The organism is Acinetobacter sp. CY79, from assembly GCF_059515845.1.
Map to the genome: position 1 here is coordinate 45,252 of NZ_JCAKMY010000004.1, position 22,105 is coordinate 67,356.

24 protein-coding genes are annotated in these 22,105 nt (G+C 37.1%); 15 read left to right on the forward strand and 9 right to left on the reverse strand.

Translation table 11 applies throughout. The features are described 5' to 3' along the window. Positions 1-471 precede the first annotated feature (471 nt). Both fumC and AC5YCE_RS02575 read right to left on the reverse strand, forming a co-directional pair. The gene (gene fumC, locus AC5YCE_RS02570; RefSeq protein WP_496125287.1) at positions 472-1,866 is read right to left on the reverse strand and encodes a class II fumarate hydratase; all 1,395 of its coding nucleotides are present in this window, start codon (positions 1,864-1,866) and stop codon (positions 472-474) included. A gap of 276 nt (positions 1,867-2,142) precedes the next feature. Then, complete coding sequence (locus tag AC5YCE_RS02575) at positions 2,143-3,150, reverse strand: SDR family NAD(P)-dependent oxidoreductase (protein ID WP_496170914.1); 1,008 nt, start codon at positions 3,148-3,150, stop codon at positions 2,143-2,145. Positions 3,151-3,223: 73 nt separating this feature from the next. On the opposite strand from AC5YCE_RS02575, the gene tusD reads away from it, so the two are divergent. The 4 genes from tusD to AC5YCE_RS02595 are packed head-to-tail and all read left to right on the forward strand — an operon-like array spanning position 3,224 to position 4,634. Beyond that, entirely contained in the window at positions 3,224-3,592 is a 369-nt protein-coding gene (tusD, locus tag AC5YCE_RS02580; RefSeq protein ID WP_496125285.1) for a sulfurtransferase complex subunit TusD, read from the forward strand. Between the two features lie 43 nt (positions 3,593-3,635). Further along, entirely contained in the window at positions 3,636-3,986 is a 351-nt protein-coding gene (locus tag AC5YCE_RS02585) for a hypothetical protein (RefSeq protein ID WP_496170917.1), read from the forward strand. Between the two features lie 5 nt (positions 3,987-3,991). Further along, positions 3,992-4,276 carry a DsrH/TusB family sulfur metabolism protein gene (locus AC5YCE_RS02590; RefSeq protein ID WP_496125283.1) on the forward strand — a complete coding sequence of 95 codons (285 nt, stop codon included), beginning with the start codon at positions 3,992-3,994 and terminating at the stop codon, positions 4,274-4,276. Between the two features lie 46 nt (positions 4,277-4,322). Next, positions 4,323-4,634 (forward strand): TusE/DsrC/DsvC family sulfur relay protein, encoded by a 312-nt coding sequence (locus tag AC5YCE_RS02595; RefSeq protein WP_496125310.1) that lies wholly within the window; start codon positions 4,323-4,325, stop codon positions 4,632-4,634. 174 nt (positions 4,635-4,808) lie between these two features. On the opposite strand, the gene AC5YCE_RS02600 is transcribed toward AC5YCE_RS02595, so the two are convergent. After that, entirely contained in the window at positions 4,809-5,198 is a 390-nt protein-coding gene (locus AC5YCE_RS02600; protein WP_496170920.1) for a hypothetical protein, read from the reverse strand. A 30-nt stretch (positions 5,199-5,228) separates the two neighbouring features. Beyond that, positions 5,229-5,576, reverse strand: coding sequence for an immunity protein Imm33 domain-containing protein (locus AC5YCE_RS02605; RefSeq protein WP_496171022.1), 348 nt, complete (start codon positions 5,574-5,576; stop codon positions 5,229-5,231). A 1,043-nt stretch (positions 5,577-6,619) separates the two neighbouring features. On the opposite strand from AC5YCE_RS02605, the gene aroQ reads away from it, so the two are divergent. Genes aroQ through accC form a run of 3 tightly spaced genes read left to right on the forward strand, consistent with a single transcriptional unit; the run spans position 6,620 to position 8,890 of the window. Beyond that, positions 6,620-7,081, forward strand: coding sequence for a type II 3-dehydroquinate dehydratase (gene aroQ, locus AC5YCE_RS02610; protein ID WP_496125281.1), 462 nt, complete (start codon positions 6,620-6,622; stop codon positions 7,079-7,081). A gap of 12 nt (positions 7,082-7,093) precedes the next feature. After that, the gene (locus AC5YCE_RS02615; RefSeq protein ID WP_496170922.1) at positions 7,094-7,513 is read left to right on the forward strand and encodes an acetyl-CoA carboxylase biotin carboxyl carrier protein; all 420 of its coding nucleotides are present in this window, start codon (positions 7,094-7,096) and stop codon (positions 7,511-7,513) included. Positions 7,514-7,528: 15 nt separating this feature from the next. Beyond that, positions 7,529-8,890, forward strand: coding sequence for an acetyl-CoA carboxylase biotin carboxylase subunit (gene accC, locus AC5YCE_RS02620; RefSeq protein ID WP_496170924.1), 1,362 nt, complete (start codon positions 7,529-7,531; stop codon positions 8,888-8,890). Positions 8,891-8,989: 99 nt separating this feature from the next. Here accC and AC5YCE_RS02625 read toward each other — a convergent pair whose 3' ends face one another. Then, entirely contained in the window at positions 8,990-9,469 is a 480-nt protein-coding gene (locus tag AC5YCE_RS02625; RefSeq protein WP_496125278.1) for a hypothetical protein, read from the reverse strand. Positions 9,470-9,886: 417 nt separating this feature from the next. Between AC5YCE_RS02625 and AC5YCE_RS02630 the strand changes: the two genes are divergently transcribed. Beyond that, on the forward strand, positions 9,887-11,278 hold the full coding sequence (locus AC5YCE_RS02630; protein WP_496170927.1) for a GGDEF domain-containing protein: 1,392 nt from the start codon (positions 9,887-9,889) through the stop codon (positions 11,276-11,278). 51 nt (positions 11,279-11,329) lie between these two features. On the opposite strand, the gene AC5YCE_RS02635 is transcribed toward AC5YCE_RS02630, so the two are convergent. Both AC5YCE_RS02635 and AC5YCE_RS02640 read right to left on the reverse strand, forming a co-directional pair. Then, positions 11,330-12,481, reverse strand: coding sequence for an MFS transporter (locus AC5YCE_RS02635; RefSeq protein ID WP_496170929.1), 1,152 nt, complete (start codon positions 12,479-12,481; stop codon positions 11,330-11,332). 146 nt (positions 12,482-12,627) lie between these two features. Continuing rightward, the gene (locus tag AC5YCE_RS02640; RefSeq protein WP_496125275.1) at positions 12,628-12,864 is read right to left on the reverse strand and encodes a hypothetical protein; all 237 of its coding nucleotides are present in this window, start codon (positions 12,862-12,864) and stop codon (positions 12,628-12,630) included. A 323-nt stretch (positions 12,865-13,187) separates the two neighbouring features. Here AC5YCE_RS02640 and AC5YCE_RS02645 point away from each other — a divergent pair, with 323 nt between their 5' ends. Both AC5YCE_RS02645 and AC5YCE_RS02650 read left to right on the forward strand, forming a co-directional pair. Further along, positions 13,188-13,739 (forward strand): hypothetical protein, encoded by a 552-nt coding sequence (locus AC5YCE_RS02645; protein ID WP_496125274.1) that lies wholly within the window; start codon positions 13,188-13,190, stop codon positions 13,737-13,739. Between the two features lie 166 nt (positions 13,740-13,905). Then, positions 13,906-14,382, forward strand: coding sequence for a hypothetical protein (locus AC5YCE_RS02650; protein ID WP_496125273.1), 477 nt, complete (start codon positions 13,906-13,908; stop codon positions 14,380-14,382). Between the two features lie 56 nt (positions 14,383-14,438). Here the strand turns inward: AC5YCE_RS02650 and aroC are convergent, their stop codons facing one another. Continuing rightward, positions 14,439-15,533, reverse strand: coding sequence for a chorismate synthase (aroC, locus tag AC5YCE_RS02655; RefSeq protein ID WP_496125272.1), 1,095 nt, complete (start codon positions 15,531-15,533; stop codon positions 14,439-14,441). Positions 15,534-15,545: 12 nt separating this feature from the next. Continuing rightward, on the reverse strand, positions 15,546-16,556 hold the full coding sequence (gene prmB, locus AC5YCE_RS02660; protein ID WP_496125271.1) for a 50S ribosomal protein L3 N(5)-glutamine methyltransferase: 1,011 nt from the start codon (positions 16,554-16,556) through the stop codon (positions 15,546-15,548). A gap of 366 nt (positions 16,557-16,922) precedes the next feature. On the opposite strand from prmB, the gene AC5YCE_RS02665 reads away from it, so the two are divergent. The 5 genes from AC5YCE_RS02665 (at position 16,923) to AC5YCE_RS02685 (ending at position 22,037) form a co-directional block, all read left to right on the forward strand. Beyond that, positions 16,923-17,132 (forward strand): cold-shock protein, encoded by a 210-nt coding sequence (locus AC5YCE_RS02665; protein WP_035263597.1) that lies wholly within the window; start codon positions 16,923-16,925, stop codon positions 17,130-17,132. Between the two features lie 265 nt (positions 17,133-17,397). After that, positions 17,398-17,703 carry a hypothetical protein gene (locus AC5YCE_RS02670; protein ID WP_496125270.1) on the forward strand — a complete coding sequence of 102 codons (306 nt, stop codon included), beginning with the start codon at positions 17,398-17,400 and terminating at the stop codon, positions 17,701-17,703. A 158-nt stretch (positions 17,704-17,861) separates the two neighbouring features. Next, on the forward strand, positions 17,862-19,235 hold the full coding sequence (locus AC5YCE_RS02675; protein WP_496125269.1) for an ABC1 kinase family protein: 1,374 nt from the start codon (positions 17,862-17,864) through the stop codon (positions 19,233-19,235). A 290-nt stretch (positions 19,236-19,525) separates the two neighbouring features. Beyond that, complete coding sequence (locus AC5YCE_RS02680) at positions 19,526-20,812, forward strand: acyl-CoA dehydrogenase family protein (protein ID WP_496171023.1); 1,287 nt, start codon at positions 19,526-19,528, stop codon at positions 20,810-20,812. Between the two features lie 25 nt (positions 20,813-20,837). After that, positions 20,838-22,037, forward strand: coding sequence for an acyl-CoA dehydrogenase family protein (locus AC5YCE_RS02685; protein ID WP_496170933.1), 1,200 nt, complete (start codon positions 20,838-20,840; stop codon positions 22,035-22,037). Positions 22,038-22,105: the final 68 nt, after the last annotated feature.

Sequence of the window (22,105 nt, forward strand, 5' to 3'; positions counted from 1 at the left end):
TTCACAATACCCTCAGATCCTCTTAACGTTCTTTAAAGAATCGAATCATAGTGAGTGCAGATGCGCTTGGGCGAACTATAATGAAAAAGGTATTTTTACCCACATGACAGGATTCTATGGTGAAATTTTAACTCTCCATGAAGGGAATAAGATTATTTTAAACAATGAGGTTTGGGTTCTTAGAGATCATTTACACAACCCCTATAGAGGCTGAGATGAAAAATGAATTAAATGATTTTGAAGTTAAACGAAATTTGTATTTCAAGCGAATTGTTCTAGAAGCTGATTTCAAACAGAATTTTAACGATCTTAAACATCGAAATATTTATGATCGCTTTATCTACAAACTCATCGACAGTGAATCTGGCAGAAAGCAATTTTGCAAAAAATTTATTGTTTCTAAATAATAAACCCTCCAAATAGAGGGTTTATTGCATTTTGATTCAAATTAAATCTATTCTGAAACTGATCTTATTTTGCATTAGGTGAAACCATATTTGCAGGAACAACAACTTCATCAAACTGTTCAGGTGTTACTAAACCAAGCTCTACAGCGACTTGTTTTAAAGTCTTGCCTTCCTTATAAGCCGTCTTAGCCACTTTAGCGGCATTTTCATAACCAATCACGGGATTCAGCGCAGTCACTAACATAAGAGAATCATTTAAGAAGTGATCTATTTTCTCTAGGTTTGGTTCAATCCCCACGGCGCAATGCTCATTAAAACTATTACAAGCATCGCCCAAGAGCTGAATCGATTGAATTAAGTTATATGCAATCACTGGCATGAACACGTTTAACTCAAAGTTTCCTGATGCCCCGGCAACGTTAATGGTCGTGTCATTACCCAATACTTGAGCCACGACCATGGTCATTGCTTCACTCTGCGTCGGATTTACTTTGCCCGGCATAATACTAGAACCAGGTTCATTTTCAGGAATACGTAACTCACCTAAACCACAGCGCGGACCACTGGCTAACCAACGTACATCATTGGCAATTTTATTTAAGCTTACAGCCAAAGTTTTTAATGCCCCTGAAGCAAATACAGCAGCATCGCGCCCTGCCAGTGCCTCGAACTTATTCGGCGCAGTCACAAAAGGTAATCCAGTTAATGTCGCCAATTGTTCAGCAGCTTTTATAGCATAATCAGGATGTGCATTTAAACCTGTACCCACAGCCGTTCCACCGAGGGGTAATTCATATAATCCCTCTAAGGCTTGATTTAAACGTTTTAAACCATGATCCAACTGCGATACATAAGCGCTAAACTCTTGCCCTAATGTTAACGGCGTTGCATCTTGAAGATGTGTACGACCAATCTTTACAATCCCTGAAAATGCTTCAGATTTTTGATTCAGTGTTTCACGTAAAGCTTTAACGGCAGGAATCAATAATTCATTGATCAATAGACTCGATGCCACATGAATCGCAGTTGGAAACGAATCATTGGTTGATTGTGCTCGATTGACATGATCGTTGGGATGAACAGGCTTTTGCGCGCCTAAAGGATTCCCTAACTTTTGATTGGCAACATTGGCGATCACTTCATTACAGTTCATATTACTTTGCGTACCTGAACCTGTCTGCCAAACCACCAATGGAAATTGGCTGTCCCATTTCCCATCAATGACTTCTTCTGCAGCCCCAACAATATAATGCGAGAGCTCTTGAGGAATCTGATTCAATTCTGCATTGGTGATTGCAGCCGCTTTTTTGACTAAGCCCATACCTCGAATCATTGCACGAGGTAGACGCTCACCACCAATTTTAAAGTTTTGCAAACTACGCTGAGTCTGAGCACCCCACATCGCTTCACTTGGTACTTCTACTTCGCCCATCGTGTCATGTTCAATACGTGTTTGCATGATTCACCTCTATTTCTGTTATCAATTAACGTGTCTTTTAATGGTTTATTAACTCGTTTTTCAATTTGAGCTTAATTTTCGCTTTAAACGATATTGTTTCGAGTCTTGTCTTGATCATAGTCCTAATTTACATTATTGCAAATAATTCTCATTTACTATTCTTATTTTATATCGAGATTCGCTATGAATGTTTAATGATCTGTACGTGATCAGTATTTTAATATCTGTGCATTAAATCGATCATTCGTCTGTCGAAGCACAAGCACCATCAATTCTTTATAAACTCGGATTTAAAATACTTTGGTAGAATCTCCACTGATCTTGAATCATTTGCTCTACGGATCTTTTGGCTTTCCAACCTAAAACTTGCATCGCTTTGGTACTATTCGAGCCAATCTGATCGAGTTCATCAAATGAATAACGCGCCTCGATGGTTTTGATCTGCTGTCCTGTTACTTTTTCAATTTCCGCCAAAATCTGTTGTATTGATAGGTGATGTGCACCGATATCGAAAGATTCACAGACATTTTGTTGATGATTAAACCAAAATAAACTCGCAAATATCGCATCACAGACATCCAGTACATGTACAAAACTTCGCTCTGCAGTTTGATCATGAGTCAGAGCACTTTGTTGAAGCTCGATATAATCTCTTTGTAAAGTCGCCACTTGTAAAGCTAATGAAACAATATTTTTAGGTAAAGGTTGCACGTATTCACCCAATATCGATTGTTCAAATGCACCTACGACATTTCCTATACGAAGAATAGCGACCTTCCACTCGTTGTCAGTTTTCACTGTATCCCGAATAATTTCCTCAATCATTTGTTGAGACTTAATATAGGGATTTGAATTATTAAAATTAAATGGTGTCGTTTCATTGAGTTCTAAACTGGATTGACCATACACGGCAAGACTCGACAAATGCACCAAATTTCGTACACCTGTTCTTTGCATCGATCTTAATAAGCTCATGATGCAACTGATATTGTCATTATAATATTCAAGCGGCTTGAGACGAGATTCTTCTATAGATTTAAAGGCCGCAGTATGAATGACTGCATCAATTGAATATTGTTCAAATACTTTATTTAACGCAGGTGTGTTACGAACATCTAATTTAACAAAAGGTACATACATTCCTGAAATATATTCGAGTCTTTCTAATACTTGTAAACTTGAGTTGGCTAAATTATCAACAATGACAACCTCTTGACCTTGAGCCAACAAGCTTAAAACGACATGAGAGCCTATAAAGCCTAAACCACCAGTCACTAAAATCATTGTATACTACCCTTTTGTTATGAAGTCAGAATGTTGCATTTCATTTGTGTACATTCCTCAATGTGAAGTTCCAATGAGTACATTATTGCTAATTACCTCTGCGCCGAGTTCAATTCATGCATGGCATGCTTTGGGACTTGCACAAGCCTTAAAATCCAAACATCAACCCTTTCGAGTGTTCTTCTATCAAGACGGCGTTGCTGTTGCGAATAACTTACAATGGGTTCCTGATGATCAACGTAATTTGATGAAGGAATGGCAAAAATTAGATATTAAACTACCTGTATGTGTCAGCGCTGCATTAGCACGAGGCATTACAGACGAAGAAAATGCACAACGCCATCAAATTTCTACCCATAATCTCGCGTCGCAATTTGAGCTGGTCGGATTAGGTGAACTGGCAGATGCCGTTCAATCTACTGAACGCTTAATCCAATTCTAAGTTGTTATTTTTATTTGACTGTTGCAATTGAAAGGTAAATTGTTTGAAAACTGTATTGGTTATATTAACTCAATCAAATCTTAATACATTACAAATACATGAAAGCTTATCAGCGACCATGGTTTTAGCGACTTTCGGTTGTGAAGTTAAAGTATTGTTACAAGATGGCGCGCTCAGTTTACTCAAATCTGATCTGAGTTTTGATCAGTTTAAACATGCCTTTAAACTCGCATCAAATATGGTGGATAGCTTTGAGTTTTATGATTTAACGCCTATTTTAATCGAGCATAAAAATCAGGATGATGCTTTTGTTGTCCATTCTGAACAAGACATAGCGTTCATCCAACTTGATGCTCAATTCATTCAGTCTTTTGATCACGTTTTATATTGGTAATGGATATGTCTAATCACACGCTGTATTTAATTCAAGCCAATTATGCCAATACTCAAACAGTTTTGAATAAACTCAATCAAATGATTCAAAGCGATGATTCTATTGTATTGATGGGTGATGCCGTATTTTTGAGTCAATCTAAAGATATTGAATTGTATTCAAATCTGTATGTCCTTGAAAATGACGCTGAAAATCTTCCAAACCTAGATTCATCTGTTATTAAAATCATTGATTATGATCAGTTTTCTGATTTAGTTTTAAATTTTAAGCGATGTGTCACCTTAAAATAATTTGATTTAGCTTTTATCATTATGGATGCTTTAAATGAGTGAAAATATCAATTTAGCCTTAGATCAAGATGGTCATTTGATTGATTACACGATTTGGAACCATGAGGTCGCTCAGACTTTAGCTCAAACTTTAGATTTAGAATTGACCGAATGGCATTTTGAAGTACTCGAAGCTGTTCGCCAGTTTTATGCACAATTTGGACATTCGCCAGCAACCCGCCCACTGATTAAATTTTTAATGAAAGTGCTGAGTCCTGAAATTAATAATGCTGTGTTACAAGAAAAGTTTAATACAGGCTTAGTCGCGCGTCATTTAAGTCGATTAGCGGGTGTGCCAAAGCCTGCGAATTGCCTATAGGCAAGGCAAATAAGACATAAAGATGAAAACGAGAATAATAAGAAATAAAGAGAGAAAATTAAAATGAAGCACATCGGATCAGGGAAATAAATAGATGTGCTTCACTTTAATCCAAGCAGTATAGATACATTAGATTTATCAATTTCAGCCATTTTTATGTCAATTTCAGACAAATCATTTTTTAGTATTGCCACAAAATGCGGTTTCATTCATACCAGCTCGTGCAAAGCTTTGTTGCTGCTGATCAAGAAATAGCTCTGCAACCATTTTCAAGCCAAAAGCATTTTCATAATCCAAATGCTTTTGACTCAGTTCTTGGATGTTCTTATATGCTTCGATTCTTTGGCATAAAGCATTCTTTTGATCTAGTACAGAGGGCTTTGCTTCAGGATCATCCAATACTAACTTGGTCTGATTCACAATTGCGATCTGCTGATCAATGTGCCGAGTATATTCCACTAAGGAATATTTTTCAGAAGAATACTCAACGGCGTACAAAGTGGTTGCTAAAGACAATCCACTGACCGTTAGGCAATATCGAAGAATATCTACAATATTGCACAATTTTTTTAGATCATAATATTTCATTGGAAATTAAGACAAATCAGGTTCTGCTTTCCATACATCTTCATAATCATCACGATCGATCATGAAACGGAAACCTGTCTCTAAGGCCAAATATGGAATAGCTTCAGGCAGTATTTCTTCTAAAGCTTTGACAGTCATGGTTTCAAAGAAGTCTTCACCCTCTTCTAACTCTCCACCATATATAAACCAACATACATTTTCATCCGTTTCAGGCTTTTTACGTAAACCAACTATCGGCTCTTTGTCCAATGTATGTTTGGCGACCGCCACGACATCATCTTCTTTGACTTTAATATATGCAGAATCAAATTCTTCACAAACCAATTTCTGCTCTTCAATAAAATCTTGCAACATAGATGATCCCGTTTTCATCATAAATTTCTGCTCATTCTATGCTGTTGCCGGATAGCGTACAACTGAATCAAAGACGATTGTTGAATTCTTAGGATGAGTAAGATTTACTTTTCCAAGATCAAAACAAACTAAAAGCGAGAATCTCCTTTTAAATCTAGAAATTTCGTTGTCTGAGCAACTCCAAATCAAATATAAACTGCATTTTTGCCAATTACCTTTTCAATGAATATTTCCTATATTTGCAATTTCTATACAGAAATATGAAAGAATCAGCCAGTCGAATAGATTCGTTAAATGATTCTACTAGTAAGCCTTAATATTTTTAATCGGCTTGCATACTAAGATTAATTTCATTGATGAAATCTAAAGCAAACCTTTCAAACCCAGTAGAGCCTTAAACATAATAAATTTGAATCAAGATGATTTTTTAATCCTTATCTTTTATACGATCAGAGTAACTTTAAATTTCAAGCTTTAGATCTAATCTTAAAAATAAATAAATAAAATATAAGCAACTCAAGCTATTGATTTATATTTATTTAAATAATTTTAATTCCTAACAATACAGCTTTCATTAACCAGTATTAATCACGTCCAATGCTGTTCTGTTTCTACCTAAATACATTCTCTAGGTATTTACAAGTCTGAATTAAAGTTTTCATCCTAATTCATCTTTTATGTGCAATTGATAGTGACTCTATTGGGAAATACGGATAGAGCTTCCCCTCACCTTGCTTCTCCATACTCATATAAATATGAATCAAATAAAAATTTTGAGTAATCAGCTATAAATAAAAGGATAGAAACAATAGATTTTGTCAGTCTCGCTGACCTAGCACTCATACGAAAAAATAATAAAAATGTCATATTTTAGCATTGAGCAATCCTTACAAAGTTTGCAAAATACCCTACGAAAAATTGATATGTCTTTTTGCCTGCTTTGAATGATTTAGCAAATTTAAGCGAAAAAACATGCCATAATAGGCAAACTTTGCAAGCATCTTGCAAAATATTTGCATAACATACATTTTGGAGCAGTCTTCATGAGCTCGACCATTTTGGTCATACATGGACCGAATTTAAACTTGCTAGGAAAGCGTGAGCCAGAAGTTTATGGCTATTTGACTCTTGAAGATATCAATCAACAGTTAAGCGTACAAGCGCAAGAACTATCAATTCAGCTTGAAACTTTCCAAAGCAATTGGGAAGGTGCAATTGTAGATCGTATCCATCAGGCACAGACCGACGGCGTTCAGTTCATCATTATCAATCCTGCTGCATTGACACATACCTCTGTGGCGGTTCGAGATGCACTTTTAGGTGTTGCTATTCCTTTTATAGAAGTACACCTGTCCAATGTGCATGCACGTGAAGCATTTAGACATCACTCATATTTATCAGATAAAGCGGTTGGCGTAATCTGCGGCTTAGGTGCACAAGGCTATTCTTTTGCGCTGAGTCATGCCACTCAAAAAATTCAATCTTCAACTTCTACAAAATCTTAGGAATACGAATCCATGGATATTCGCAAAATCAAAAAGCTCATCGACTTAATGATTGAATCTGATTTACAGTCAATCGAAGTTAAAGAAGGTGATCAATCTATTGCTTTAGCCCGTCGTAATCCAATTGCTGCAGCTGGCGTAGCTCCTCTTCAAGCTGCTGCACCTGAAGCTCCAGTGATTAAAGCTGCTTCTCGCGGTGCTGTTGAAACCTCTCCAATGGTGGGTGTGTTCTATGCAGCGCCAAGCCCAGGCGAAGCACCATTTGTAAATGTTGGTCAAACGATTTCAGCGGGTGAAACGCTGGGTATCATTGAAGCAATGAAAATCATGAACCCAATTGAGGCAACTCAAAGCGGTGTGGTTGAAGAAATTTTAGTGAAAAATGGTGATGTAATCCAATTCGGTCAACCGCTATTCCGCTACCGCGCGTAATACTTGGGGGACGACATGTTGCAAAAAGTATTAATTGCAAACCGCGGTGAGATTGCCCTGCGCATCACTCGCGCTTGTAAAACCCTCGGTATTAAAACCGTTGGTATCTATTCAGATGCTGACAAAGATTTGATGCATTTACGTTTCGTAGATGAAGCTGTGTGTATTGGCCCTGGCGCAAGTAGCGAAAGTTACCTCAATATTCCTGCGATTATTACTGCTGCAGAAATTACAGGCGCTGATGCAATCCATCCAGGTTATGGCTTTCTGTCCGAAAATGCTGAATTTGCAGAAATTGTAGAAAATTCAGGTTTCATTTTTATCGGGCCACGTCCTGAACATATTCGCCTCATGGGTAATAAAGTTTCAGCGATTAACGCTATGCGTAAAGCAGGTGTACCAACTGTACCTGGATCTGCTCATGCGGTCACACCAAATAATGCATTGGCTGAAGCGAAAGAAATTGGTTTTCCACTGATCGTTAAGGCTGCTGCTGGTGGTGGTGGTCGTGGTATGCGTATTGTTGAACGCGTAGATACGCTACTCGAATCGGTTCAAGCTGCACAGCGTGATGCTGAAATGTGGTTTGGCGATGACACAGTTTATATGGAACGCTTTTTACAAAAGCCACGCCATGTAGAAGTACAAGTCATCGGTGATGGTAATGGACATGCGATACATTTATATGACCGTGATTGTTCACTTCAACGCCGTCATCAAAAAGTATTGGAAGAAGCTCCAGCACCTAACCTACCTGAAGATGCACGTGCTGAAATTTTACAAGCCTGTGTTAAAGCTTGTGAATTGATGCAATACCGTGGGGCGGGAACATTTGAGTTCTTATTTGAAGATGGTGAATTTTTCTTTATTGAGATGAATACACGTGTTCAAGTAGAACATCCTGTCACTGAAATGGTCACTGGTGTTGATATTATTGAACAACAGCTTCGTGTTGCAGGTGGACTAGGCTTAAATCTTCAACAGGAAGATATTCGAATTCAAGGTCATGCGATTGAGTGCCGTATCAATGCTGAAGATCCAACTACATTCCTACCATCACCGGGTAAAATTGAACAGTTTTATACACCAGGTGGTGCGGGTATTCGTTTAGATTCTCATATTTACCCAGGTTATAGCATTCCTCCGTATTACGATTCCATGATTGCCAAGCTCATCTCACATGGCAAAGATCGTGAAACAGCGTTAGCGCGAATGAAGCAAGCATTAGATGAAATCATTTTGACCGGAATTAAAACCAATATTCCGCTTCATAAAGATTTAATTCTTGAAGATAAAAACTTTGCTAAACAAGCAATGGATATTCACTATCTTGAAAATCATCTACTGAAGAAACTTCAAGGACAAGATGAAGCTTAGACTCATTACATAATCTATAAAAAAGCCTCTATAAATTAGAGGCTTTTTTTATTTAAAACTTTGAAAAAATATTTTTACACACTATGGTCCAAGTCAATCTTAAGGCAAAACTCGCTTTAATGTCGCAAAACAATCCTTACCTTGTTCTGTTGCACAAAAATCAATCTGATTAGGCGTATTCCATTTAACAAAGTACTGTGACAGCTCACCAGCCTGATCCACTCTATTCCCAGAACAATCTATCGCATTATTTTCATAATTCACTTGGATCAATAACGTTGGAAGTTTAGTGAGCGTATTATCTGGAGAAGGTTGATAATCGAACTGACCGATCGACCACTCTTGAGCGCTATTAACTACAACTTCATTCCCTTTCCTAAAGTTATAATATTCAACGCACTTCTTATTCTGAGGAATATTCATTCCCCATAATCCTAAGATTTCAGGACGTGTATATACGCCAATTAAATTTTCCTTTTGAGCTTCAACATTTTTTTGCGGTGTTGGAACAGGTAAATCTGCATGTGTAACAGCGACAAAACCTAAAAATAATGTAATCAGAATACCTGACTTTTTCATACGACATCTGTTAAAAAATTCTTTTGTTAAAAGTAACATAATTAACTATATTTTTATTAAGCATTTAACGCGATATAAACAAAAATTCATTGCGCTTTACTACGGTTCATACATAAATACTCTCTACTGAATAACCGGCTAATAGTTCAACGTGAAGAATTTGCTTTGACGCCATTCAACTTTTAGATTGAAAGGATGAGACATGACACAAAGCTGATAAAATAATATACTTACTGCATTAGCTAAACTATTGATTATAAAAATTATCAAGCTATGCTACAGCTATGATCTAACCATTTCTTATGATCAATCTCGATAGAAAAATAACAGGTAAATGCATTGACCATATTTACTGATTCCTCACATCAATTCGTACAGCAAAACACTAAAGCCTTTTTAATTATAGGCACAATTGTCATGCTGTGCTGTCTTGCAGGAATTTTTGGACGCCCTCTCGCATTTCTTTCCATTTTTTGGCCAGCAAATGCCATTTTATTGGGAATATTGTTAAGATTTCCTCATCTAAATAATATGGGTGGTTGGTTTGGTGCATTTTCTGGATTTATGCTCGCCGATTTATTAACAGGCAATTATTTTATATTAACGCTATTTTTAACCATCGCAAATTTAATCAATCCATTAGTTACCCTACTATTTATTCGCTTATTCAAATTAAATTACAAAGAATACAATAAGGGTTTAACCTTCTTGTTTTTATTCCTTATTAGCTCATTTGGTGGCTGTTTAATTAGCTCAATTTTTGCCGTACTCACCATTCCACATATTCCAAATACATTTATGGCGATGGATCGTATTTGGATCGACTTTGGCATGTGGTGGACAGGTGAAATTTTAAATTTTGTCGCGTTCCTTCCTATTATTTTAGCAATTCCACGTAAGCAGGATATTCAAGGTTATTTGGTTGACAAAAAAAATCAGAGCCTTAATCTTCAAAATAGCTTTCCCCTTCTCGCGGTCATCATGTCTGTGACGTTGACACACTTTTTTATCGGTCCAGGCGCAATTATGTTCCCAATCGGCGCTTTGATTTGGGCAGCATTAACCTACAATTTATTTTTTGTAGCGATCATCAATTGTTTTGTCGCTATGTTTATGTATAACAGTATCAGCGTTTATTATTTAGCCGAGTCACCAGATGCTTATATTGCGACAACATTATCGGTGCGTATTGGCTTGTTTATGTTGGCACTAGGCCCCTTAACATTGGCAATTATCAGTTTAAATCGTCAAAAACTCTACCATCAGATTCTTTATCTTGCCAATCATGATGGACTCACGACAGCGATGAATCGTCGTTACTTTTATGAAGAAAGTGAGCGTACAGTTCAACATCAAGTTTCAAAAAATACAGCAAAAACAGTTTCAATTCTTTTGCTTGATTTAGATTATTTCAAAAAAATTAATGATAACTACGGACATGCTGCGGGTGATAAAGTTTTACAAGATTTCACTCGTATGGTTCGATCTCAAATCCGATCTTCTGATTTATTTGGTCGTATTGGTGGCGAGGAATTTGCAATCTTACTTAAAGATGTCAGCTTGCAACACAGTATTGAAATCGCACGAAGAATCTGTGATGTGGTTGCTCAAACACCGATTCTTTTAAATGATGGCACAAAGCTGAATGTCAGTGTCAGCATTGGTTTAAGTCATCAAAGTTTGCCTTTCTGTGTCCCTTTCCAGCAATTAATTAATCGTGCAGATCATGCACTTTATGAAGCAAAACAAAAAGGTAGAAATCGTTTATGTATTGAGCCTGATTTAAAAAATAAATTGGACTATGTTTAATTAAAGATGAGTTCCTTATATTGAACATCAAAATTTAGCATCAAATTACGACTATTGTTTTGTTGAAGGAATTCCCTTTACAAACAGGAATCCAAAAAAGGTTGAGCTCCCCGCAATGATAAATACCAATTCAGGTGTAAACCTATCCCAATAATAGCCAGCTAAGATGCTTCCACTCGCGACCCCAAGCCCCCACATGGTGCTGTACAACGCTTGTGCTCTACCTTGCTGTCCAATACTAAAGTGATTAAAAATAATACGCATCGCGATCAAATGAAATAAGCCAAAACTAAATGCATGCAGGCTTTGAGAAAACAATTGCATCCAAAATGAACTCGCGAATAATCCAACAAAAATGAATCGCAGTCCAGTCATCACTAAACACGTCATGATTAAAGTACGCCAGCTGTACCTCATCAACAATGTATTGGCATAGGCAAACATAATAATTTCTGCAATCACACCACTTGCCCATAAAAAGCCAATCATTGTCGTGCTGAAACCCGCCATCTGTAAATAATTACTATAAAAACTATAAAACGGAGCTTGAGCAAAAAGCATGATGAATTCAATTAAGAATAACGAATAAACAATTGGTTGTTTGAGGACTGAAAATATTGACTCCAAATTCTTTTGTGCCTGAGGAGCATTACATGGCTCTTTAATACTGAACGACCAAATGAAAGTTAAAAATGCGATACTCAACAACAAAATAGGTAAGAATGAAATATGAATAATGTCAAGAAGTGCCCCTATCGAAAATACACCTGCAATAAAACCAATGGATCCCCATTTACGCACTTTACCGTATAGGGCTTCGCGCTGATCTCCTAGCCAAAATAGCGTCACACCCTCAAATTGAGCCAAGATTGCATTCTGAAAAAAACTAAAAATCAACATCAATAAAGCGATAGACTGAAAATCATTAGGTATCACAAAAATAGCGAACCAAACTGAAGCCTCCATCCATGTCCCGATACGTACAAGTAGCATGCGCTTACCCGTCTTATCTGCGATCCAGCCCCATATAAAGGGTGCAACAAATCGAGTTAATACGGCGATTGAACTTAATATTCCTATTTCAGAATAACTAAAACCTTGATCTTGGAGATAAAGACTCCAATAAGGCATAAATGTGCCTACGATTGAATAGTAGAAAAAGTAAAAGCCTGCAAGCCTGTGTTGTATAGAAAAGTTAAACATTAGATCACTCTTAGCTGCAGTTAAATTTAGTGCTTAGAAATATAAGTTAGAATTTTAGCGATGGTGTAAACTCGATACTCAATAAAAAAGGTTGAATCAAATTCAACCTTCTTCTGTTTTAATCATTCAGTAATCAAACCGGTGGATCAATCATGCAAAGCAATCACTTTAACCAGTATTGTTTGAGACTCTTCAAACTCATCAAAAATTTGCTTGCGAACTAACTCTTTAGATTTTACTTTAAAGTCATGGTTCTGAAATTTGATAATTGAAGGAATCTCATCAAAGTAGCTTTGACTTACATCAAGATCTTCCTCAAAAAGTGGCGTTCCCAACTGATAATCTTTGCTTTTAAGCACAACATACTTCACTGTAGTTTTCATAAAGTTTAGCCTTCTACGTCACCCTTTATTTTTAGTTATATCAGCTTTTTTAACCAGATCAAATAAGATTAAGACTCAATTGGACAGTACGCGTACTTTTGCATACCTTCAAAGTAGCCAAAAAATAAATTCACTGCCGAATTAGCTCTATATCAACCCAATATGTAATCTTGAAAAAGTAAGTTTTTACTTAATACCCATTTAGTTTGTAAGAAGATCTTTACAATTTTTCATAATTAATTATGGTAACTACATCACACTTATTCTTTATTTATGTTAAATTAATCATTAACAAGAACTAAATGATATAATGGTTGATAATAATGAAATTACAAGTTGTTGCTTTAATTACAGCGTTTTCGCTTTCAGGATGTTTAGTTATCTCTAAGAACAAGCCAGTAGAAGAAGCAGAAACGGTAAAATCTTTAAGCTCAAATGTCATAGACTTCAAACCTAGCGATGTTGTTACGCGTGTCGAAACTAAAGGTCAGGTGATCTGTGAAGCAAGCAAACCATGTACAGAGCTTACTTTCGATTGGAAAAGACAAAATAATACACTTTATAAAGTGACTGCAGATTTGTACGATCAGCAACAATTTAATATCCAGCGTGTAGATTTCCAAATCGATGGTAACTCTTTTCCCTTTACAGCTTCTGCTACACCGTCTACACGTTCCGTTCTAAATAGCACTTTAACGAATTCATCAAACTTTATTGAAGTACCTTTGAGTTTTATCAATCGCTTTAACAAAGCAAAAGAAATTATTGTGACAGTTGGTACAGATAAAGGTGACATTACCCACGCTGTGCTTAAAGATGGTAAAGAGTCTTTCGCTTACAAAACTTTTAAAAATGGCTATGGTCACTCTGAGTAATTTTAAAGTTTAAATAAAAAACTCTCCAATGCATATTGTGAGAGTTTTTTTTATACTTATTTGGTACAATTTTCAAAAGTAATACTTAATGCCATAGAAGAACATTTAATGAGTAATGTTTAAAAAATGTCTCTTGGTTATAAAAACTCGATTATAAGGTCAATTCATGAAAATTCAGTTAGCACTTATTACTTCTTTGCTTATTTTAGGTGGATGCGTCAATAATCCTGCCGATCGAATTGTCACTAAAGGGCCACTTATCTGTGCAGCAGATGAGATTTGCCCTGAGTTAGCATTACGTTGGAACGATGAAACGCGTGATGGATTTAAGATCACAGCTGAAATTAACGATTCTTCAGCTTATAACATCAAACAGATGGTTTTCTTAGTCGATGATCAACCCTATATTTACTCTACAATTGATTCAACCAAAAATGTTACCAATGCAGGTGTAATCACTTCAAGTAATGCTATCCGCGTTCCAGTGAGTTTCTTAAACTCGTTCAAAGATGCTAAAAAAATTGACTTGAAACTAGTCACAGATAAACAAGAGATTTCACGTCCTATTCTGAAAGACAATGGTGAAAAATCTTCTGCTTATCTTACTTTTCTTAAGGGTTACACTGGTCAAATAAAGCAGTAAAATTTATAAATAAAAAAACCAGACTTAAAGTCTGGTTTTTTTATATGGATCATAAATTATTTTGGTTCAATCGGTTCAAACGGAGAAATAACATCTGCATTTTGTGCTCGATGGCGCATGAAGTGATCCATCAATACAATCGCTAACATCGCTTCAGCGATAGGTGTTGCACGAACCCCCACGCATGGATCATGACGACCTTTGGTCAATACATCAGTATCTTCACGATCAAGATTGATGGTTTTACCAGGAGTCGTAATCGATGCTGTAGGTTTCAATGCGATAGCGACACGAATATTTTGACCTGATGAAATACCACCTAAAATTCCGCCCGCATGGTTTGCAAGAAAGCCATCTGTCGTCAACTCATCACGTGATTCATGACCAAACTGTTCAGCCACTGCAAAACCATCACCAATTTCAACGCCTTTTACAGCATTAATCGACATCATGGCATGCGCAATATCAGCATCCAAACGATCAAAGACAGGTTCACCCCAGCCGACAGGAACTTTTTCAGCAATGATTTCAAGCTTTGCGCCACAACTGGTGCCTTGTTCACGCAATGATGTGACTAAAGCTTCAAAACGAGGCACTGCATTTATATCCCCACAGAAGAATGGATTATTTGGAACTTCATTCCAATCCAACACTTCTGCTTTTTCAGTACCTATTTGAGTCACATGACCACGAATAACGATACCAAATTTTTCAGCGAGATATTTTTTTGCAATTGCACCAGCTGCAACACGCATTGCTGTTTCACGCGCACTTGAACGACCACCACCACGATAATCACGGAAACCGTATTTGTGTGTGTAAGTATAGTCCGCATGACCAGGACGGAAAGTCTGTGCAATATTTCCATAGTCTTTTGATTTTTGATCCGTATTACGAATCAATAAACCAATCGAAGTCCCTGTTGTTTTACCTTCAAAGACACCTGAAATAATTTCAACCTGATCTGGTTCTTTCCGTTGTGTAGCAAACTTAGAAGTTCCAGGTTTACGGCGATCTAAATCATGTTGTAGATCAGCTTCAGTAAGTTCAATCCCCGGCGGTACACCATCGACAATCGCCATGAGCCCAACACCATGAGATTCACCACACGTCGTTACACGGAAAAGTTGTCCAATACTATTACCTGCCACGATCATGACTCCTTATGCTTGAACAGATTGAATAAATAAATCACGGTATTCACGGCACTGTGCTGCTGTAAGCGCAAAAATACCTGAACCACCTTTTTGGAATTGTAACCAGTAGAAATCGACAGTATTAAAGTTCTGACGCATTGCCCACTCAGAATTACCTACTTCAATCACAATCAAACCATCTTCAGTTAAATAATCTGCCGCTTGAGCCAACATTTTACGAACCAAATCCAAACCATCTTGCCCTGCCGCAAGTGCAAGCTCAGGCTCATGTAAGAATTCAGCAGGTAAATCTGCCATATCTTCAGCATCTACATACGGAGGATTTGAAACGATCAAATCATACTGATTTTCAGCAGGAATTTTCGAGAACAAATCAGACTCAAGCAAAGCCACTTCGAACTGTTTGTTATGATGTTCTGCATTGATTGCAGCCACTTCTAATGCTTCTTTTGAAATATCTGTAGCATCGACTTCGGCTTCTGGGAATGCATAAGCCAATGCAATTGCGATACAACCTGAACCTGTACACATATCTAAAATACGACGTGGCATTTTTGGATTTGGATTTTCAGGTAAATTATTAGCAGCTTCACGTGGTTGGTGATTTTCATCTAAACAGTAAGGTGCAAAACGATTGTTAATCAATTCAGCAATGGGAGAACGCGGAATCAATACACGCTCATCGACATAATATGGTTTGTCACAGAAATAGGCCAAGTTTAATAAATAAGACGTTGGCACTTTTTCATTAATACGGCGTTCAAGTAAACTGATAAATTCAGCTTTTTCGCTTGGTAATAATTTTGAATCCAAAATTTCTGGGTTAGCATTCCAATCTAAAGCAAGCGTTTGAAGAACCAATGCAGAGCTTTCAGCAAAGAAATCTTCAGTACCTTGACCTAAATGTGCATCATATTGACGTAGTGCTGTTACACCAAAACGAATGAAATCACGAATTGTTGTTAAATTATCAGCAGCTTCCTGCAAGTGTTCAGGGCTAATCGTCAGTTGATCCACTTAAGGTATCTCCAATAGGTAAATTTTTAAAGCGGCTTATAATAGCGCGTTTTAGTGATAATGATAAAACTCTGTAGACAGAATCTTTCACTTTCGAAAGGTTTTATGCTCAAAAAGGTTGTTTTTTACATTTTTTGATATCGATATACGAAAAAATAACCAAACTTTGTTATTTAACAGTCGTCTTTATTTTTTTATCGTGTATAATTCTGGCTAACTAGAAAATTTATGTTGTTTCGGTAAATCTTTTATTTCGCAGTGTTAGTCATAATCCTACGTTTGGTTTCAGATTTTAAGTTTCATTTTTTTTCAAAGTTACAAATGAGTTTCATTACTCAAAACATCAAATTTCAATAGGGTTTTATTATGTCTAATACTGTTAAAGGTACTGTAAAGTGGTTCAACGAAACTAAAGGTTTTGGTTTCATTCAACAAGAAAACGGTCCTGACGTTTTTGCTCATTTCAGCGAAATCAAAGGTTCTGGTTTCAAAACTTTGGCTGAAGGCCAACAAGTTGAATTCAGCGTAACTCAAGGTCCTAAAGGTCCTAACGCTGTTGATATCGTTGCTGTTTAAGACTTAAAGTCTCAGCAATAGATAAAAAAGCGAGGTTTTACCTCGCTTTTTTGTGTCTGCCCTTTTCTACAACCCGCTTAAATGATTAGCTCTATAAAATATTTATTAGCGCTTAGCCTAACATTCACCCCTCACTCCCCTCTATCAAAACTGTCTTTTCCAGCAATATTTCAAAAAACAATCATTACAGATCTAAGTACAACTTGAATTACTCTTGCTATGACTATATATAAGATCATAACTCAACTTTAAGACGCATAACCCGATGAGCTATAAACACAATAATTTAATGGCAATGCGTGTTAATTACTGGAATGACGCTGATTCTCATATTGTCAAAAAGGAAAAAAGCTTTTTTCAGCAAATTTTGAATGAACATCAGGTCTTTCAATCTGCCACTTTAGATGATGCAAAGTATTTATTTTTTTCACTTCCAAGCATCATCATTGTTAAGGGCTATGCTTCAGGTTTTTCCGATGAAAATATTAAAATCTTGATCGATCAATTTGTGATTTCAAATAAATCACTATTAAGTTCTCGTGCTGAATTAAAAATTACGTATAAACTATAGAAACACCTCTAAATTGCTTAGGCTATTTTAAATTTAAGACTGAATTGACATTATTTACATCAGATATTCAACCAGTTGAACTATTTTAATACGGTCTTTGGCTGTAATATTCATTAAAATAGGATATCAGCTCGATTCGCTTACAGGATTTTATCTTCATGTCAGATCAGAATGAAAAGCTCAAACAGTTAAAAACATCCTCTATGGATCGACGTCTTTCGATTGCAAAGGCATCTTTTTTAGCTGGTACGCGTTGGGCAGCCTCTAGTGCGACTTCTATCTTTTCAAGTGAAGAAGATAAAGAAAAAAAACGTAAGCAAACCATGAAGGAACAAGCGGACTATCTTGTTGCTGAAATTGGCAAGCTTAAAGGCTCAATCGTAAAGATTGGTCAAATGATGGCGCTGTATGGTGAACATTTCCTACCAGAAGAGATCACTCAAGCTCTAAATACATTGAACAATCAAACTGTCGCTTTAGACTGGCCTGCTATAAAAACCCAATTAGTCCGACAGCTCGGCTCTAAACTTGATGATTTAAATATTGATCATGAGCCATTAGGAACAGCCTCTTTAGCGCAAGTACATCGTGCCACACGTAAGTCCGATGGTTTAGAGTTGGTTCTCAAAATCCAATATCCTGGCGTTGCAAGTGCGATAGATTCAGATATGAGCTTATTTAAAAATATGCTCAAATTGACCCGTATTGTTCCTCAAACTCGTGAATTTGATCAATGGTTTGATGAAGTTCGTGAAATGATGCATCGTGAAGTTAACTATCGAATTGAGGCAGAAACGACTCGTCGCTTCGCATCACGCTTAAAAGAAGATCCTCGCTATAGTGTGCCTCAAATCATTGATGACTACTGTACCGATCAAGTTTTGTGCATGACTTTTGAACGTGGCGTACCAATTAATAGTCCAGTGATGTTGTCTCTTCCTCAAGAGCGTCGCAATAAACTCGGCGAAGCTTCCTTAGAAATTGCTGTTCGCGAGATATTCGAATGGGGCGAAATGCAGACCGATCCTAATTTCGGTAATTATCTTGTACGTCTCGGTGATGGCGAAAATATTCAAGATAAAATTGTATTATTAGATTTTGGTGCAATTCGCCAGTTTGATACTCAGCTACTCAAGGTTGCACGTAATTTAATTAAAGCTGGCTATGACCATGATGCCGAAGCCATGGTGAATTCAATGACAGGCTATGAGTTCTTCGATGGCATGCCTTACAGTGTCAAACCTGATATGGCAAAAGTATTTTTACTCGCAACTGAAGCTTTTAGTTCTAAAGACAACAATCCAGATCTACCTGAAGGTGTCATGGATGATCAGCAACGCTACGATTGGAAAAAAAGCCAGTTGCATAGTCGTGTGATGCAACGCGCTTCAAAATCAATGGCTTCACGTTATTTCTCAGTTCCACCGAAAGAGTTTATGTTTATTAGCCGTAAGTTTATTGGTGCTTATACATTTATGACTGTGATTGAAGCCAAAACCAATGTCCGTAAAATGATTCAACCTTTTATCTAAGATTGAATTAAAGCAACCATTCACCACCAAGATGATAATTATATATTTGTCATCTTGGTCAATAAAAATATTTATTATAAAATAATTAAAAATACATAATCTTTTATTTTCAAATACTTATTATTTTAAATACCACTTATCGAAATATGTATCTATTGTCAATTCCATGTCAAATTAGACATAGTCTTAATTCAACTCCCATGTCAGCATAATTCCCCTAGTAATAGCCTCTACATTCATTGATCTGAATCGAGCAATATTGATATAAAAGGGAAATAAAAATGACAAATATCGCAAATAAAGCACAGGGTTTAGGACTCGCTTTTATCACCAAACTTGCAGGTAGTGATTTACTGGATCAATTTAAACTCCGCGGATTCATTGAAAAATCACTGTATCAAAGCTCGAAGGCTGGCTTCAAAACTTTAACAGCAACACAAAAAGCATTTAAATCGAATCCCAACAATGCCAAACAACGACTCCCCCATCAAGAGAAATCTTTATTTGATTTAAGTTTGACTGAAGAACAACAAATGACTGCTGATGCGATGAATCAATTTGCGTTAGAAGTTCTATACCCCCTTGCACATGATGCGGATCATCATGAAAAGTTCCCCGCTGAACTTTGGAAACATGGTAACGATTTAGGTTTGAATTATTATGCGCTACCTGAAAGCTTTGGTGGTGTTGCGAATGAAAAAAATATTGTCAGTAATATTCTCATTGCTGAACATCTTGCTCAAGGTGATTTCAGCCTTACAGCGGGTTTATTGTCTACATTTAGCGTGATCAATGCAATAACCCTATGGGGCTCCGAATCCATTCAAAATAAATACCTCTCAAGTATCTCAGAAGACACCGATATTCAAGCAACCTTTGCAGTTCAAGAAGCGACTCCAGCTTTTAACCCGTTTCAGTTAAAAACCAAAGCTACACAGTTAAATGGTCAATTCACGCTATATGGTGAAAAAACATTGGTGATACTTGGTGAAACAGCTGATCTGATTTTAGTCAATGCAGACTTTAACGGTAAACCCGATCTGTTTATTGTAAAGCGTGATTCGAGCATTCGCTTTAAAAAGAGCCCTGCCATGGGATTAAAAGCAACGGAAACGGTCAATTTAATCTTTGAAAATACGCCTGCTGAGCGCTTAGGTGATGATGACCTCAACTATAGCGAGTTCTTAGATCTCGGCAATCTGATGTGGTGTGCAATGGCTGTTGGAACATGCGAAGCAGTCAAAAAATATTGCATTCAATATGCCAATGAGCGTACGGCATTTGGTGAGCCTATTTCACATCGTCAAAGTGTCGCTTTCATGATTGCAGATATGGCCATAGAGATAGAAGCTATGCGGATGCTCATTCTCAATGCGGCGAGTCTGGCTGAAGCAGGTCAACCATTTCATCGTGAAGCTTACTTAGCTCGTATTCTATGTGCTGAAAAATCGATGAAAATTGGAACGGATGGTGTTCAACTCTTAGGTGGTCACGGATTTACCAAAGAGCATCCTGTTGAGCGTTGGTATCGTGATTTACGTGCGACTGCGATCTTACATTCTGGCTTACATGCTTAATTCATAAATAAAAAGGAAAATAATCATGAATTTAGAAAATCCAAAAAAATTTAAATTGCTTATCGATCAAGCTCACGAGACGGCACTAAACGTACTTCGCCCAATTTCGCGTAAATATGATAAAGCTGAACACGCTTATCCTAAAGAGCTCAACATGCTGGCTTCATTATTGGATGGCATGAATGATGGTGGCGATGGTATGAATGCCGGTGCTGCTGTCAATAAACGTGGAGACACTCAACAAGGCAATAAAAATGGCGTGAATATGTCAACGGCACTTGGTGTCATTGAAATGTGTTACGGCGATACTGGACTATTGCTTTCTATGCCACGTCAAGGCTTAGGTAATTCAGCCATTGCAGCTGTAGCCAATGATGAACAATTGGAACGATTCAAAGGCACTTGGGCAGCCATGGCAATTACAGAGCCTGGTTGTGGTTCAGATTCTGCTGCCATTCGTACCACAGCAACCAAAGATGGATCTGATTACATTCTCAATGGAGAAAAAATCTTTGTGACCTCGGGTGAACGTGCAGATTCCGTCGTGGTGTGGGCAACTCTAGACAAAAAGCTCGGACGTGCTGCAATCAAATCCTTTGTCGTTCCTAAAGGCACACCAGGTATGAGAGTCGAGCGTCTAGAACACAAACTGGGCATTAAAGCATCTGATACTGCTGTGATCAGCTTTATTGACTGTCGTGTTCCAGCTGCTAACCTTTTAGGTAATGAAGAAATTGATGTTGCAAAAGGCTTTGCAGGCGTGATGGAGACTTTCGATAATACTCGACCGCTTGTTGCCGCAATGGCAGTGGGTTGTTCTAAAGCCTCACTCGAACGGATTAAGGAAATTTTTGAAGATTCATTAGATCCAAACTATGCAACACCTTATTTACAGACTTCAAACATTGCAGCACAGATTTACCGCATGGAAGGAGAATGGGAATCTGCACGCTTACTCACGTTGAAAGCAGCCTGGATGGCCGATAACAAAAAACCAAACTCTCGTGAAGCATCTATCGCTAAAGCAAAAGCTGGACGTATATGCAATGAAATTACATTGAAATGTGTCGAGTTAGCAGCAAGTGTGGGCTATAACGAAGATGAACTGTTAGAAAAATGGGCACGCGATTCTAAAATTTTGGATATCTTTGAAGGAACTCAACAAATTCAGCAATTGATTGTTGCTCGTCGTGAATTAGGGAAATCTTCAAGAGAACTCAAATAATAAAATGAAGTTCAATAGAATGTTTGTCTAGCACTCAATCAATAATCATAAAACATGAAAAGAGATGG